The sequence below is a fragment of the Archangium lansingense genome, from assembly GCF_026626635.1.
GTDB classification, from domain to species: Bacteria; Myxococcota; Myxococcia; order Myxococcales; family Myxococcaceae; genus Archangium; species Archangium lansingense.
In genome coordinates, this window is the sequence record NZ_JAPNKA010000001.1 from 12,158,303 (window position 1) to 12,173,502 (window position 15,200).

The window sequence follows — 15,200 nt, forward strand, 5'->3', positions numbered from 1 at the left end:
TCATTCTAGGCCAGGGGTGGCCTGAGGCGGTACAGCCCTCCTCCTCGCTCAGTCGCGGTAGCTCACCGTGCAGCCCTTGCCGTCGAAGACGACCAGCGTGCGGCGCTCGGGGAGCACCTTCACCGAGCAGCTCGCCGAGCCCCCAGAGGAGGTGAATTGCAACGAGTAGTGGCCCGCCTTCCAGCGCCGCAGGTCGAGCGGTATCTCCTCGAGCCCGCGCCCAGGCAGCTTCACCTGGCCCTGGATGCCGGGGGCCGCGCCGATGCGCAGCGTGCCCTCGCCCGACAGCACTTCCTGGGCGGGCGCGGGTGCTGGCGCGGAAGCAGGTGCCGCCACCGCATGGGCCTGATCCCGCGAGCGCTTGGGCTCGCGCTTCGACCGAGTCACGACCGCGGCCGCTGAAGGAGCACTCGGAGGCTCCGGGCGGGCCTCGGGAGCGGGCGCCACCGCTGGGGGCTCGGGTGCCGGAGTGGGCACGGGCGCCTCAGCCACGGCAGTGGGTGGCTTGGGCGCCGGGGTGGGTGTGGCGACCGGAGGCACAGGCGCTGGCGACTCCACCGGCGCGGGCGCCTGGCGCGAGAGGACGAAGGCTCCCCCGACGAGTGAGAGCGTCAGGCCCACCACCACGCCCGCCACGGGCGCCCAGACCTTGCGGCCTCCCGGGAGAGCACGGGCCGTCGGGGCACGCGAAGCCGTCGCGACCGAGGGCTGTGCTGCCCCGGTTCCTCCCGCCCGGTTCCGACGCGGGCTCGTCGAGACGGAGACGGCCTCCCCCTCGGCCCGCACGTAGCCCGTGAGCGAGCCGGGGCCTACCGGCAGGCCCGCCGCGAAAGCCGCCGACTCCAGCTCCTCGCGCATGGTGCGCGCGTCGGGATAGCGCTCCTCGAGCTTCACCCGCATGGCCCGCTCCACCACGGAGATGAAGCCGCGCGGCAGGTTCGGACACACGCGCGAGAGGGGCTCCCAGTCGCCCCGCACCAGCGCGGTGTTGCGCGAGATGAGGGTGGGGTATGCATCCAGCGGGCCTACGCCCGCGGCGAGCTGGTACAGGGTGACGCCCAGCGAGAAGAGATCGCTCCGCCCATCGAGCAGCTTGCCCTTGGCCTGCTCCGGCGAGAAGTAGCCCGCCTTGCCCTTGGTGGTGCCGGCGCGGGTGAGGTTGCGGTTGGTGGCCGCCTTGGCGATGCCGAAGTCGATGAGCTTGAGCGAGCCTCCGGCCGAGAGCATCAGGTTCTGCGGCGACACGTCCCGATGCACCAGGTTGGGCCGCTCGTGCACCGCCTCCAGGGCCGAGCAGGTGGCGATGCCCACCGCCAACAGGGCCTCATCCAAGAAGCGCTCCCCGCGCTCGCGCAGCGCGCGCTCCACCTCCGTGAGCGACACGCCGGCCACCAGCTCCATGGCCATGTAGAGCAGCCCGTCCACCTCGCCCACCTCGTAGATGTGGACGATGTTGGGGTGGCTGAGCGTGCAGGCGGTGCGCGCCTCGTCGAGGAACATCTCGCGGAAGTCCTCGGACTCCGAGTACTCCGGCCGGATGACCTTCAGCGCGACGGGGCGGACAATGCCCCCGGTGAGGGCCTGCTCGGCGCGATAGACCTCGGCCATGCCGCCCTGGGCGAGAAGGCGGATGACGCGGTAACGGCCAACGGTGGTCCCAGGCTCAATAGAGGACAAAGCCCCCCGAGCCTATCACCACAGCATGTCTTGATCTTCGGTGACGCCGGGGACCCCGGACAGCCGGTGCGTCTGGCCGCCCACCCGGACCGTGCCCTCGAAGAGGCCGAGCGGCTGAGCGAAGTGGCTCACCACCACCTTGAAGTCACGATCCTCTCGGTGGACGTAAAGGGGCTGGAAGCGCAGATCCACCGCTCCGTCCCCCGTCCGGATGCGCCAGGGGCTCATCAGCTCGTTCCGGTCATACTCGAAGTGCGCCCGGCCCAGCGGGTAGAGCCGCTGTCCCAACCAGAGGGCGTTCTCGTTGGAGCCGGAGCTCTCGTTGAAGCCCTCGACGAGGTTGATGCCCACCGGGGTGCCGTCCGCCAGCCTGCCCGCCACGAAGGCCCACCGCCAGGCGGTGTGCCGCGCCAGGTAGCCCTGGGTGTAGTCCGTCCCGCCCACGCCGCCGTCCAGCCGGAAGCGCTTGCCTCCCGCCTCCAGGCTGCCGAAGGACAGCATGCCGCAGCGCTTCTGGGTGACGTTGACGAAGCCGTCCCCCTCGACAGGCGCAATCACCGTCAGCGCGGGAGGGCCTCCGGCCACCAGCAGGTCCCCATTCCACTGGAAGGACTGGAGACTGCCCGTGCGCAGCCGGCTCACATCCACCTGGAGGTGGTAGCGCTCGTCGTCCTCGCCGCGCCGAGCCGTGAGCCGTCCGCCCAGGGTACGGAACGAAGCCATCAGCCCCGCTCCGGGCTTGTCCCCCACCTCGGCCAGCGGGCCGGGAGCGCCCAGGAAGCTCACGTCACAGAGGGGACGTTGCTCCTTGAGGTCCAACGCCACGGCGAAGGCGTTGGCCGAGTAGCCCAAATCCACCACCGCGAAGAGCGCCAGCACCTCCGGCGTGGCCGCCAGGGTGTAGTGCCAGCGCTTGCGTTTGAGCAACCGGGCCGGGGCAGCCGCGGGGGCCCACCGGCCCTTGAGCCGGGAGAGGTCCACCTCGGGCAGCTCGCCCTGGTAGGTGCCAAATCGGGGTTCACCCGACGCCGTCGCCACGGAGGCCGGCGCCGGAAGGAGACTCAGTTCTCGCTCCGGTGTCATTTCAATACCCAAGGTGGGCCATCTCCTTCCCACATGCCACCCAGCCCCATGGTGCGACGGATCACTCGCGCACAGAACGATGCCTGGAGTGTGCGGGGGTGGACCCTTACCAGTGAAGTAGTCCCCCGCCCAGGCTTCTTCGAGGGGAAATTGCCGCCCCGCGTCGAGAATTGAGCCGCCCCTGCTCCCGGGTATCCTCCCGAGGGATGCGCAGCGCCTACCTGGTGTTATTCCTCGGAGCCTGGATGACGGCCTGGCCTGCCCGGGCGGACGGACTCCCGCGGTTCGTCAGGGAGCGGATCGTCGTCACCCTCCTGGAGGAAGGCTTCCAGGTAGAAGGCCTGTACGTCTTCCGGAGCACCGCCCCTGGAGAGATGACCTTCTCGCTCCAGTACCCCTTCCCAGCGGAGCCCGGCGCGGAACCGGCCGAGGTCCTGGAGGTACGAGGCGCACGGCTGGGGGCTCGAGCGCCGGACGCGGTCACGCTCCTGGTGCCCCTCCACCCGGCGGGCCAGGAGACCGTGGTCGAAATCACCTACCGCCAACGAATGGGCCCGCGGCGGGCGCGCTACCTCGTCACGACGGCCCTCGCCTGGGGCAGGCCCCTGGAACGCGCGGAGTTCCTCGTGCGCGCCCCGCGGACCTGGAGTAACCCGCGCTGCTCGTGGCCCCTTCCTCCGGCCGAACGTCACGGCCAGACCTCGGAGTGGCGGTGGCGCTTCGAGCCCTTCCTTCCCCGGTCCGAGCTGGACCTCGAGTGGACAAGCCCATGAGGAGTGAACCGTGATGCGTCGGCTGAACTGGCTTCTCGCAGTCCTCGCCACCCTGAGCGCCTGGCCGGGTGCGGCCAACCCCATCGTCTCGAAGTCGCTCTTCGCGAGGCCCCTCGGGGACTGCAAGGTCGAGGTCACGGTGAAGCGGCTGCGCAGGCTGTCGGACTCCGACGCGGTCGTCCGCGCCCGGACGCGCTTCGCGTTCGAGGACACTCAGTGCACGCAGGAAGTCGGAGAGCTGAAGCCGGCGAACGCCAGGCGTGCGGAAGAGAATTACGAGTCCTTCACCTTTGTCGACGAGGTCTGTGCCGACGGGACGTGGCACTACCGACTCCAGTCCAAGTCGGGCGGGCGCAAAGACGATTTCGACTTCGATTTCGACTTCGCCCCCTCCCATACGGTGGAGGTGAAGGGCTGCAAGCGGAAGGAATGTCCGGCGCGGCTCGAAGCCCCGGCACAAGTCACGCAGGGACCGTCCCGGCAACCGCCCTGCAAGGTGGCCATCCAGATGGGCCATATGCGGGTGGGAGACACGCGAGACGAGACGGAGCCCCTGGGCCAGATTCTGGCGGGAAAAGACGTCCTCGAAGTGACGAACAAAGGGGGCCGGCTGACGGTGACGGCCCGCGCCCCGGGGAAGGCCTGGGTCTCGCTCCCCCACCCCGCGGCGCAAGGCAGCTGCGCGGAGTTCACCGTCGAGCCCAATCCCTACAAGAAGCCGCTCCTCCGCACCAAGAAGCAGTGGGCCTATCGTGAGTTCGAGCCGGGCCGCATCGCGGAAGACGTCGTCGTCCAGCTCCCGAAGGGACAGCGCTGGACCCTGCCGGTCTCGGGGACGGCGCGGCTCGTCCCCCATGACTCCGTCGTCCGGCTGGGCGTGGATGCCCAGTGCAGACCCGCGCTCTACGCCCTGGGGGCGGGAAACGGGCCCTACTACACGGGGGTCATGGTGACGGACGCGCGCGGAGGGGACCACCTCTACTTCGTCACGCTCGAAGAGGACCCACCTACCGTCGAGTGCCGGGTCATCTCGTCCGTGACGTTGATGGCTGGAACGAGCACGCGAATCACCCTGCCCCCCGTCCGCGTTGCCGGCGAGGACCTGGTGGCGCGGTTTCCGGACATGCTCGTCCGAGGCCTCCGCCCCGGGACGCTCTGGCTCGCGGAAACACCGGAGTCCGAGGACTGCACGCGGGTGACCGTCGTCGCCAGACCAGAGACCCAGCAGGCGCGCATCGCATGGGTCTCCGAGCAGCTCGGTGACAAGCCCGCGGGTGCGCCCATGGTGGTCCAGCTCGAGGCGGGCAAGAAGCAGCGCCTGCCGTTCGACATCCGCTCACTGAGTGGCATGAACGATGGGGTGGCGGACATCGACCTGCGCACCTCCACGCTCCAGGCGCTGAACCCTGGCTTCACGGGCTTCCTCCTGAAAGACCGCACGGAGCAAAAGAAGCACTTCATCTACGTCGAGGTGGAGTGAGCAGCGGACGGGCACCCAGGCCCACTCCCAGGGGAGGGCTCACTGCGAGGGCCCGGCCGCACGGTCCCCTCCCTTCCGCCCGACCTGGACCCGCCGGAGCCCTTCCCTCTCAGCGCCCTGGCAGGTATGCAGCGGTGCGATGAAGAACGCCGAGAGTGCCCCGACGCCCCCGTCCACCGAGCCACGGCCCGCCTTGTCGCTGGACGAGGTGCACCAGTGCACCCGCCTCCTCGAGGCGATCGCCGAGAACCGCATCCTGCTGAATGGCGTCCCCGAGTCGGACCGGAAGGCGCTGCTGGCCGCGGCCGGCCGCCTGGTGAACCCGGAGCGCACCACCATCACGCGGCTCCACAAGGCGATGAGGCGCGAGAAGCGGGAGACGAAGCGCGAGCACGACCGCAACATCCGTGAGACGTCGGAGATCCGCACGCTGCGCCGCTCCCCCGTGTTCACGGTACCGCAGCTTCCACCGCCGCCGCCCTCGGAGGAGGGCCCGGAGCGGCTCCTCGAGAATCCGCGCAGGTGCTACGTCTGCAAGGCGGAGTACCGGAAGCTGCACTTCTTCTACGACACGCTGTGCGTGGACTGCGGGAACTTCAACTACGCGAAGCGGACCCAGCGGGCGTCACTGTCCGGGAAGGTCGCGCTCATCACCGGCGCTCGCGTGAAGATTGGCTATCAGGCGTCGCTGATGCTGCTGCGCTCGGGGGCGCGGGTCATCGCCACCACTCGCTTCCCCATGGACTCGGCGGAGCGCTACGCGCGCGAGCCCGACTTCGCGGAGTGGTCGCACCGGCTGCACATCCACGGGCTGGACCTGCGGCACGCCCCCAGCGTCGAGCTCTTCGCGCGACACCTCGAGCAGACGCACCACCGGCTGGACATCCTCATCAACAACGCGGCGCAGACCGTGCGCCGTCCGCCCGGCTTCTACGCGCACCTGCTGGCGGGCGAGCAGCGCCGCGTCGAGGACCTTCCCCCGGAGCTGCGCCCGCTGCTCACCGGACACGTGGAGTGCGTCGCGTCGGTGCAGCCCACGCTCGGCCCGGGCGGTGCCGATCCCTCCTCGCTCACGCCCACATGGCGCAGCGGTGATCCGGCGATCGGCATCCACTCGTCCGCTGCGCTGTCGCTCATCCCCTACGCGCTCGAGCAGGAGGGGGACACGAGCACCCTCTTCCCCCAGGGCCGGCTGGACGCGGACCTGCAGCAGGTGGACCTGCGGGAGATGAACTCCTGGCGGATGAAGCTCGCGGACGTCTCGACGGCCGAGATGCTGGAGGTCCACCTGGTGAACACGGTGGCGCCTTTCATCCTCTGCGGGAAGCTCAAGCCGCTGATGCTGCGCGACCGCTCGTCGCCTGGGCACATCGTGAACGTCTCCGCGATGGAGGGCATCTTCTCGCGCGGGACGAAGACGGACAAACATCCCCACACGAACATGGCCAAGGCCGCCCTGAACATGATGACGCTGACCTCCGCGCCCGACTACGCGAAGGACAACATCTTCATGAACGCGGCGGACACCGGCTGGGTCACGGATGAGGACCCAGCGCAGCACGCCGATCGCAAGCAGAACGAGCTCGACTTCCACCCGCCGCTGGACATCGTCGATGGCGCGGCGCGTGTGGTGGACCCGGTCATGACCGCCGAGAACACCGGCCAGTACGTGTGGGGCAACTTCTTCAAGGACTACCGCCCCGCTTCGTGGTGACAGCCGTCAGCAGGGAGTGACGAACGTACAGCCCAGGGCACTGGGACAGGCGTCGATCGCACTGCACGGGATGTCGGTGAAGTTGCGGGGATCACAGCCACGGGGTGGCCGGAGGCGCAGACCCCCCATGGCGTCCGACAGCTCGCCCTCGTCGAGCTCGGTCACCGGCTTGCCGGAGGGGAGCTCGGGGAGCGCCGCCCGCTCCTCCGAGGTGAGGCTCGCGCGGAACTTCGGATCCTTCCACGCACGAATGATGGTCTCTGCTCGCATACGGTCCTCCTGGCTGGCCCTCTCCGGAAGGAGAGGACACGTCCAGAGGGGTGGAGTTGCCTCGCGTCGCCTGTGACATCGTCCGGCGGGTGAAGGCCCACGCCCGGTGAGCTTCACGCGTCGGTGCGCGCACCGTTCTCCGCGATTCGCCGCAGCAGCTCGGCGGTTGGCCGATCCGCGGGGAAAAAGGACTCGATCGCCAGCTCCGAGAGGGTGATGTCGAGAGGAGTACCGAAAACGGTCGTGGTGCTGAAGAACGACAGCACCCCGTATCGGGTCTTCAACCGCATCGGGATGACCACTCCCGCGAAGTCCTGCTCTCGTGAGGGCCCACCAGGCTGAGGCGGTCCGCCATGGGCGGCATCACCGCGGAGCTCTTTGTGGAGCGCGGCGAGGGTCTCATCCGCCGAGACATCGATCTGCCGCTGGAGCCGCGCGAGCACGTGGGCCCGCCACTGCGCCAGGTTGACGATCTTCCGGCCAAGACCCTCGGGGTGCAGGCTGAGCCGGAGGACGTTGACGGGAGGCTGGAGCAGCTCAGGCGAGACCTCGGCGAGGAGCAGGCCGACAGCGCGGTTGGCGGTGATCAAGGTCCAGTGCCGATCCACGGCCAGGGCCGGATACGGTTCGTGCCCGGTGAGAACGAGCTCGACCGCCTCCCGTGCGGCCCTGAGAGCAGGAGCGTCGAGGCTCTCCTCGGAATAGACAGGGGCGAACCCGCCGGCGACCAGCAGCGCGTTGCGCTCACGCAGGGGGATGTCGAGCTCCTCCGCGAGGTGCAGCAACATCTCCCGGCTCGGCTTCGAACGGCCAGTCTCGAGGAAGCTGACATGCCGGGCGGAGACGTCCGCGCGACAGGCGAGGTCGAGCTGGCTGAGGGAACGCCGCTGGCGCCAGGTGCGCAGCAGCTCTCCGACGGGGCGGCTTGGGAGCGTCATGTCCCGAAGATAGGACCGGGACGTAGTGCCACCAATTACCTCGGACGTAATCGACACCGGAACGCGAGCGGCGCACCTTGGGTTTCGAAGCAACCGAATCCCAACGGAGGACACCCATGAGCGCAACGACCGTTCCCCAGACCCTGCTGAGCCGTGCCCTGCTCGCCGACGGAGTCGTCAGTGGTGCCACCGGCGCCCTGATGTTCGCCGCCGCTGGCCCGCTGAGCCAACTGCTCGGGCTGCAGACCACCTTGCTGCGGACGGCGGGCTTCAGCCTGCTCCCCTTCGCCGCCTTGCTGGTGTACCTCGCCGTGCGACCCCACGTCCCCCGTCCGCTCGTCTGGGGAATCGTGGGCTACAACCTGCTGTGGACCATCGACAGCCTCCTGCTCCTGACCACGGGGTGGGTCGCCCCAACACTCTGGGGCTACCTCTTCACCGTGGTGCAGGCGCTGGCGGTCGCTGTCTTCGCCGGATTGCAGTACGCCGGACTGCGGCACTCGAGCCCGGCGCTGGCCTGACGCTCACTCCACCGGGATTCCGCCACCCGCGTAGAGCTGCTCAATGAGTCCGGCGTAGCGCGAGCTGACGCCGCGCCGCTTGAGCTTCATGGTCGGCGTGAGCACGTCGGAGTCCGGCAACCACTCGTCGCTCACCAGGGCGATGCGCTTGATCTGCTCGGCGGTGGAGACACGCCCGTTCAGCTCCGCCACCCCCGGGTGAGCTCCTGCTGCACGACTGGCTCCTCCGCCAGCGTGCGCAGGTCGGTGGCCGCGAGGCCGCGAGCCTTGGCCCAACCAGGAGCCACCTCGGGGTTGAGTTGGAGCACCGCCACCAGATACGGCCGCCGGTCTCCAACAGCGACGGCCTGCCCCACCAGCGGCAGCGTCTTCAACATCGACTCCAGGTTCGCCGGCGAGACGTTCTTGCCGCCCGCGGTGATGATGAGCTCCTTCTTGCGGTCCACGATCTTCAGGTAGCCCTCGGCGTCGATCTCCCCGATGTCGCCGGTGTGCAGCCAGCCGTCCGAGTCGAGCGCCTCGGCGGTGCGCTCCGAGTCATTGAGATAGCCGGGGAACACGATTCCGCCGCGGAAGACGATCTCTCCGTCCTCCAGCCTGCGCATCTCCACGCCAGGAACGGGCCGCCCCACCGTGCCCACCTTCACCCGGTGCGGGTCCCAGCTCATGGCGCCGGTGCCCTCGCTCATGCCGAACAGCTCGGACATGGGCAGACCGATGTTCCGGAAGAACTGGATGACCTCCGGCGGGATGGGCGCGGCGCCACTGAACGCGAATTCCAGCGCATCCAGGCCCAGCTTCTTGCGCAACGGCGCGAACGCCGCCGCATCCACCGTCTCCCAGGCCTGCTGCAGCTCGGCCGGAAGCGGCACACCGAGCGCGCGGGCGTCGCTCGCCTTGCGACCCACCGTGAGCGCCTTTTCGAAGCCCTCCGCCTTGGCGGGGTCTACTCCCACCACGGCGCGAACGCCGGCATGGAGCTTCTCCCAGACGCGCGGGGGCCCGAACATGAACGTGGGCCGCACACCAACCAGGTAAGTGGTGAGCTGCGCTGCGTCCGGACAACAGGTGGCCTCACTGCCCCAGGCGGTGTGCAGGTAGTGCGTGACGATGCGCTCGGCGATGTGCGCCATCGGCAGGAACGAGACGACGCGCTTGCCCGCCCCGTTGCGGCCCAGATAGTGGAACAGCGCCTCGAGCTCGGAGGCGATGTTGCGGTGCGTGAGCATCACGCCCTTGGGCTGGCCGGTAGTGCCCGAGGTGTAGATAAGGGTGGCGAGGTCTCCCGGCTGAACCGACCTGGCCGCCTCCTCGAGGTCGAGCGGCGAAGCCGCGAGCAGCTCGGACAGCTCGCGGACCCCCGACGGCACCGCCCCCGAACCACCGACCCGGAGCACATGGCGCAGCTGCGGCAGCGATGCACGGGCCTCCTGGACACGGGAGAGGAAGACGCCGTCCTCGACCACTGCGGCCACCGCCTCACAGTGGCCAGCGAGGTAGGCAATCTGCTCGGGAGAAGAGGAGTTGTAGATGGACACCGGCGTAGCGCCCGCGAGCAGCGCGCCCACGTCGGCGATGTGGAACTCGGGACGGTTGCGCATCAGCAGGATGATGCGGTCCCCGCGCTTCACACCGAGCTCGCGCAGACCCGCGGCGATCCGAGCGGCCTTGTCCGCGTACTCACGCCAGGTCCACGAGCCGAAGCCCTCGCCCTCGCTCCAGCGGATGGCGGTGGCGTCGGGCTGTCGCCGCACGGTGTCGAGGAAAGCAACGGGCACGGTGCGGACAGACGGCTCGGGAGAGGCATGGCTCGAAAGGCTCACGGTGGCTCCGGGGTCGAGAGAGGCCGGCGCGCGACACCGGCGAGCCCAGGAGCTTCGCAGATCCACCCCAGCACATGACAACCCCCCGGGTCCTCAGGGGTGCGCGATGACGATGAGCGTCGACGCGCGAGCCTCCACACACGTCATCACCTTGCGCATGGTCACGGGATCCAACGCCCCGAAGGCCTCGTCGAGCACCACGACCCGGGCCCGCTGGAGCAGCGCTCGAGCCACGAAGACCCGGCTCTGCTCCCCATGCGAGAGCTGCCAGCCGCGCTCTCCGACGAGCTGCATCAAGCCAGAGGGCATCCGACCCAGCAGATCCCCCAGCCCGAGCTCCTCACAGAGGATCCTCGCGCTGTTCAGGTCCTCGGGGGTGGGCGGCCAGGCACGTCCCAGCAGCAGATTCAGTGCCAGCGAGCCAGAGACCACGTGGTTCTCGTGGAACTGAGGGGCACTGGCAATCTGCGCGCCCCACCCATCCTGCGTCCAGGTGGCCATGTCCAGCCCACCCAGCAGCATCAGTCCTGAGCCCTGACCTCGCAGCCCCGTCACGATGGAAGCAAACGTAGACTTGCCCGAGCCAGACGGGCCCTCGAGCAACACACGCTCCCCCGCGCGCACGGACAGGGAGGCGCCCTCCAGCACCGCCCGGGGAGCTCCCGCGTGCTTGAAGACGAGATCTCGCACCTCCAGCAGGGCCTGGGTCTTCGAAGGAGACGCCTCTGGCGAGGGAAGGGAAGCCGGCCCCCCGGTGCTCGTGGAACCGGAGCGCCTGGCAGCCTCCAGAATGGGACGAACGCCGCGGTACAACACTCGCGCACCACTCAAGGACAGAGCTCCGATGGACAACGACCCCACGGCACGCGCTGCGAGAAGCGCGGCCCCCACGCCCACCGCGATCCTCGCGGTCGAGGCCCCCTGGAGCACTGCTGGGAGCGTTGCAATGATTACCACCGGGAGGAGTCCCCGTTTGGCGAGCGCCGCCACCCGAGCCGTCGCCGCATCCAGGCGTTCGGAAGCCTCGGCGTAGTGCGCCAGCTCCTGGTCCTCCGCCTCGTGCCATTTCTCCGGCTGCTCCTGAGCGAGCCGCGTCCGGTGGCCGAGCATGCGCTCAATCAGGGCATGCGTCATGGAGACCCGAGCATCCGTCCACGCGCGAAAACGTGACGCCTGGCGCACCACGAGCACGCCCAGCATGAAGCAGAAGCCAACCAGCGCCACCAGCCCGTACCAGCCCGCGGGGCCCGTCACCATCACGCTCGTGGCCAGCAGCACGTCGACCACCGCCAGCAGACTCGCGAAACCGCCCGTCAGCACCAACTGCTCCATCCCCGCGCTCTCGAAGGTCTTCCCAACGTATTGGCCAATTCCACCTCTGCGCGCCTCGTCCACAGGCAGCGCGAGTGCTCCTGACAGCAATTGCCTGCGCAGCAGCGCGGAGAGTTCCATCGCCAGAGACCCCTGCGACCAGGCCAGCACCGCCTGAAGCGGCACCACCGTCAACCCCATGAGGGCCCAGGCCCAGAGCCACCCCGTGTCCAGCCGTCCCTCGAACGCGCCCCGTCCCACCAACCACCAACTGGAGAGCACGCACACCTGGATGATCGTCGTCAGCAGGAGGAGCAGGAGCAGCCTCCGTCCGGCCCGCAGCGCTCGCAGGTGGTGGAGCATGCGAGCTCCAGGTGGCAGCCGGAGCGTGCGCGCGGCGAAGAGATAGGTGTTGGCGAGCTGTGCTCCCAGCAACGCCCGCCGAGCCAGCAACCGCTGAGGCTCCGGCAGTCCGGCCCGCTCCAGAATGCGCTCAGCCACCGGCCCCTGGAGATGCTCGACACGCGCCCGTGAGGCGGCGGACAGCGTGGAGAAAGGAACGTCGTGCACCGTCTCATCTGGGGCGACAACCCACGCGGTCTCTCCCGAGGAGGACAGGCGGATCAGGGCAATCACCGCCTTCCCGTGAGCACTCGTCACCTCCACGATGGCCGGGGCCGCGCGGCGCAGAACTCTCTCCACGTCCCCGTGTCGGGTGTAATGCGGCTGCAACTCGAGCCCGAGCGCCTGGGCCCCCGTGTCCAGCCATGAGTCCACGAGCCTGGGGTCCCCGGGTACCACATGCGAGAGCGCCGGAAGCGGGTTGGGGAGCGGCATCCGCACCGCACGCGCTAACGCTTCCATCGCATCGCCAGCGCGCTCCAGCGGCCAGGCCAAGGCATCCAGCTCACTCGCCATGTGCATTCCCTTCCTCTCCACGTCGCTCGGTGAGCACGCCCTGGTCCAGGACGAGCCGCCTCCACCCATCCCGCCCGGACAACTCCCGCTGCATCGCCGATTCCTCGTTCAGCAAGGCGCGGTAGTGAGAGTCCTCTCGCGCCGCGAGCGTCTGGGGGGTGCCGTCCTCGACCAGTTGCCCGCCCTTGATGACCAGGACGCGGTCGAACGAGAGCGTTTCAGCGATGTCATGCATGATGCAGAGCAGCGTGGCCCCCTCGAATCCCTGCCGCGCCCGCTCCAGCAGCGCCGTGCGGCGGTCACGCTCGAGGCCCCGGAAGGGCTCATCGAAGATGACCAGCCGAACCCCTGGCCGGAGCAATGCCCGGCCCAGGCGCACTCGCTGCCCCTCCCCGCCAGACAGCAGACCGCCCCCCTCGCCCAGCCGGGTCTGGAGCCCCTCGGGCAGCTTGTCGATCAACTCGATGAGGTCGGCCCGGTGCAGCGCCTGCCCCACCCGTGGCAGCACTTCACCCGCGTCGGCGCCATAGGTGAGGTTGTCCACCATCGACCTGTTCCAGAGCGACACCTCGGGATCCACCCACGCGGTCTCCCGCCTCAACCGCCACAGGGCCTCTCCCTCCAGCGGCGCACCCTCGACTTCAATCTGACCTCCAGCCGCCCGGTGCCAGCCCAGAAGGAGGCCCACCAGCGACGACTTCCCCGCGCCCGAGGGACCCACGATGGCGACGTGCTCCCCGGGCCGGACCGAGAGATCAATTCCCTGCAGGAGGGTGTGACCCGCGGCTCGCACCTCCACCTGACGCAGCGAGAAACCAACGCCCCGGGCTGCACCCGCCGGTCGCTCGGTGCTCGGCCGCGTGGCCAGCGCCACGGACTTGTCCACCTCGTTGGGGGCGAGCAGCGGCTCCATCAAACGGCCAGTGAGCGACGACGCCGCGGGGTATTGACGCAACCCCTCGGAGATCTGCCGGCCCAGCGTCACCACGGCCTGTGCCCAGTAGACGAGCAGCAGGACGGCCCCGGGTTGCAGCCCCTGCGAGAGCGCATGCACGACGATCGCCACCGAGCCCCCGGTGGCTGCGAACGAGGCGAACGTCTCAATGGTGACGCCACGACGCAGCAGGGCGCGAGCCGCAGAGAGGAACTCGTGCAGCGGCTCTTCCTGAGCCCGGCGAATCGTTGGCCCAGCCCGATGCGCCCGCAGGGCCACGGAGCCGCGCATCGCATCGAGGTAGAAGCCCGAGAGCACCCCATCGAAGTCCCGCATCCGGCGATCGGCCTCGAGCAAGGTGCGCTGGGCGAGCACGGGGATGGTGAGCGCCAGCCCACCCGCCAGGAGGATGAGCGGTGTGCTTCGAGGCGCCAGCCACATCAAGCCCGCGAGCGTCACGAGCAGCTCGACGAAAGCACGCAGCAGCGTGACGGCGAGGGTCGGCACGGTGCGCACTTGGTGGATGACATGGCAGCGCTGCGCCATGTCCGAGACAAGTCGGCTGCGGAAATAGCGATCGCCCAGGCGCGGAATCTTGTCGAGGAACGCGAGCCGGAGGCGGAGCTCCAACCGCCGCCCCAGGTGGAGCGTCCCGAGCGCGAGTGGCAGCTCGAGCGTGAGCAGCACGCCCAACAGGGTGATCAGCGTCACGATGCCGGCGATGCGCTGCCCCGGGGTCGTGAGATAGCGCCCCGCGTCGATGACTCCGCGCAGGAGCAGGGCCTCCAGGAAGCCTCCCACCGCCGCGGTGACCCCGATGGCGGCGAGCACCGCCGGCGCGAGCACTCCATCCCGGCGCAGCAAGGCCACCAGCTCCCTCAGAGGGCGAGTGGGCGCCTCGCGCAAGGCGGCCTCGAGCTCTGGAGGCAGCGGCGCTTCATCCTTCCCGCGTTCACCACTGCGCAGCCCCCTGGCCGTGACGCACACGGCTCCGCGCAGGTTGAGCTCCTCGGCGTCCGGCGGCCCCACGGCCGTCCAGTAGGTGGAAGGGATGAGCTGCTCGGCGCGTCCCTCTTCCAAGGCCGAGCGCACCTCGCGCAGGAGTTGTTCCACGAACTTCGCGGCCGTCTCGCCCCGCTGGACGCCGCCGCCCTCCACGAGCGTCTGCACCAGCCGCACCGTCGCATCCAGGCAGGCCAGGCTCTTCCAGGTGGAATCCCCGAGAGCTTCGGTGACCTGCCGCTCCGCGAAGGACTCGTCAACGAGCGCTGACAGCCAGTGGCGCAAGCCAGCGAGAAACTCCTCCGTACCGGCCCATTCGCGGAACGCCTCGGCGGACACAGGCATCGCGTGCACGAAGAGCTGGTCGAGCAGCCTGGCCACGGGCACCCACCGCCGCCCCAGCGCCGGATCCATGATCTGGACGAAGTTGCGCCACCGCTTCCAGACCACCACGAAGTGCAGGTTGCCGTTCGCGAGGCTCAACACCACGATGGCCGGCAGTGCTCGGGTCTCCGGAAGGAACAGATGATCTCGCGGGAGCATGGACTGCTCCGCATCCAGACCCAACCTGGCGGCCAGCTCCTCGAGCATGTCGACGGACGTACCGTCGACATCGGTCTGGCAGGCCTCTCGGAGCCGTCCATAGCTGACGGGGATGCCAAAGCCGTCGAGCAGGGACTTGAGGGCCGCCGGACCGCAGTCCATGGCCGACGTCTGGATGACCTCTGGGACGAAGAGACGTGGTGCACCCGCCAT

General features: G+C 69.2%; 12 protein-coding genes. 4 read left to right on the forward strand and 8 right to left on the reverse strand.

Features of this window, described 5'->3' with window-relative positions:
• Positions 1–48: 48 nt before the first annotated feature.
• Positions 49–1,677: a serine/threonine-protein kinase gene (locus tag OV287_RS48700; protein WP_267540925.1), complete on the reverse strand. Its 1,629-nt coding sequence runs from the start codon at positions 1,675–1,677 to the stop codon at positions 49–51.
• Between the two features lie 15 nt (positions 1,678–1,692).
• On the reverse strand, positions 1,693–2,760 hold the full coding sequence (locus OV287_RS48705) for a DUF2804 domain-containing protein (RefSeq protein WP_267542568.1): 1,068 nt from the start codon (positions 2,758–2,760) through the stop codon (positions 1,693–1,695).
• Positions 2,761–3,005: 245 nt separating this feature from the next.
• Here OV287_RS48705 and OV287_RS48710 point away from each other — a divergent pair, with 245 nt between their 5' ends.
• The 3 genes from OV287_RS48710 to OV287_RS48720 all read left to right on the forward strand — a co-directional run bounded on the left by OV287_RS48710 (position 3,006) and on the right by OV287_RS48720 (position 6,727).
• Entirely contained in the window at positions 3,006–3,533 is a 528-nt protein-coding gene (locus tag OV287_RS48710; protein WP_267540926.1) for a hypothetical protein, read from the forward strand.
• Positions 3,534–3,543: 10 nt separating this feature from the next.
• Positions 3,544–5,013 carry a hypothetical protein gene (locus OV287_RS48715; protein ID WP_267540927.1) on the forward strand — a complete coding sequence of 490 codons (1,470 nt, stop codon included), beginning with the start codon at positions 3,544–3,546 and terminating at the stop codon, positions 5,011–5,013.
• 139 nt (positions 5,014–5,152) lie between these two features.
• Positions 5,153–6,727, forward strand: a complete 1,575-nt coding sequence (locus OV287_RS48720; RefSeq protein ID WP_267540928.1) for an SDR family NAD(P)-dependent oxidoreductase — start codon at positions 5,153–5,155, stop codon at positions 6,725–6,727.
• 6 nt (positions 6,728–6,733) lie between these two features.
• Here the strand turns inward: OV287_RS48720 and OV287_RS48725 are convergent, their stop codons facing one another.
• Both OV287_RS48725 and OV287_RS48730 read right to left on the reverse strand, forming a co-directional pair.
• The gene (locus OV287_RS48725; protein WP_267540929.1) at positions 6,734–6,997 is read right to left on the reverse strand and encodes a mersacidin/lichenicidin family type 2 lantibiotic; all 264 of its coding nucleotides are present in this window, start codon (positions 6,995–6,997) and stop codon (positions 6,734–6,736) included.
• Positions 6,998–7,110: 113 nt separating this feature from the next.
• A complete protein-coding gene (locus tag OV287_RS48730; protein WP_267540930.1) occupies positions 7,111–7,935 on the reverse strand; it encodes a helix-turn-helix domain-containing protein in 825 nt (274 codons plus the stop codon).
• A 116-nt stretch (positions 7,936–8,051) separates the two neighbouring features.
• Between OV287_RS48730 and OV287_RS48735 the strand changes: the two genes are divergently transcribed.
• A complete protein-coding gene (locus tag OV287_RS48735; protein ID WP_267540931.1) occupies positions 8,052–8,456 on the forward strand; it encodes a hypothetical protein in 405 nt (134 codons plus the stop codon).
• Positions 8,457–8,459: 3 nt separating this feature from the next.
• Here OV287_RS48735 and OV287_RS48740 read toward each other — a convergent pair whose 3' ends face one another.
• The 4 genes from OV287_RS48740 to OV287_RS48755 all read right to left on the reverse strand — a co-directional run bounded on the left by OV287_RS48740 (position 8,460) and on the right by OV287_RS48755 (position 15,200).
• Complete coding sequence (locus tag OV287_RS48740; RefSeq protein WP_267540932.1) at positions 8,460–8,648, reverse strand: hypothetical protein; 189 nt, start codon at positions 8,646–8,648, stop codon at positions 8,460–8,462.
• Positions 8,636–10,279 carry an AMP-dependent synthetase/ligase gene (locus OV287_RS48745; RefSeq protein ID WP_267540933.1) on the reverse strand — a complete coding sequence of 548 codons (1,644 nt, stop codon included), beginning with the start codon at positions 10,277–10,279 and terminating at the stop codon, positions 8,636–8,638. Before OV287_RS48745 ends, OV287_RS48740 begins: the two co-directional genes overlap by 13 nt.
• A 93-nt stretch (positions 10,280–10,372) precedes the next feature.
• The gene (locus tag OV287_RS48750) at positions 10,373–12,508 is read right to left on the reverse strand and encodes an ATP-binding cassette domain-containing protein (RefSeq protein WP_267540934.1); all 2,136 of its coding nucleotides are present in this window, start codon (positions 12,506–12,508) and stop codon (positions 10,373–10,375) included.
• Positions 12,498–15,200: an ATP-binding cassette domain-containing protein gene (locus tag OV287_RS48755; RefSeq protein ID WP_267540935.1), complete on the reverse strand. Its 2,703-nt coding sequence runs from the start codon at positions 15,198–15,200 to the stop codon at positions 12,498–12,500. Before OV287_RS48755 ends, OV287_RS48750 begins: the two co-directional genes overlap by 11 nt.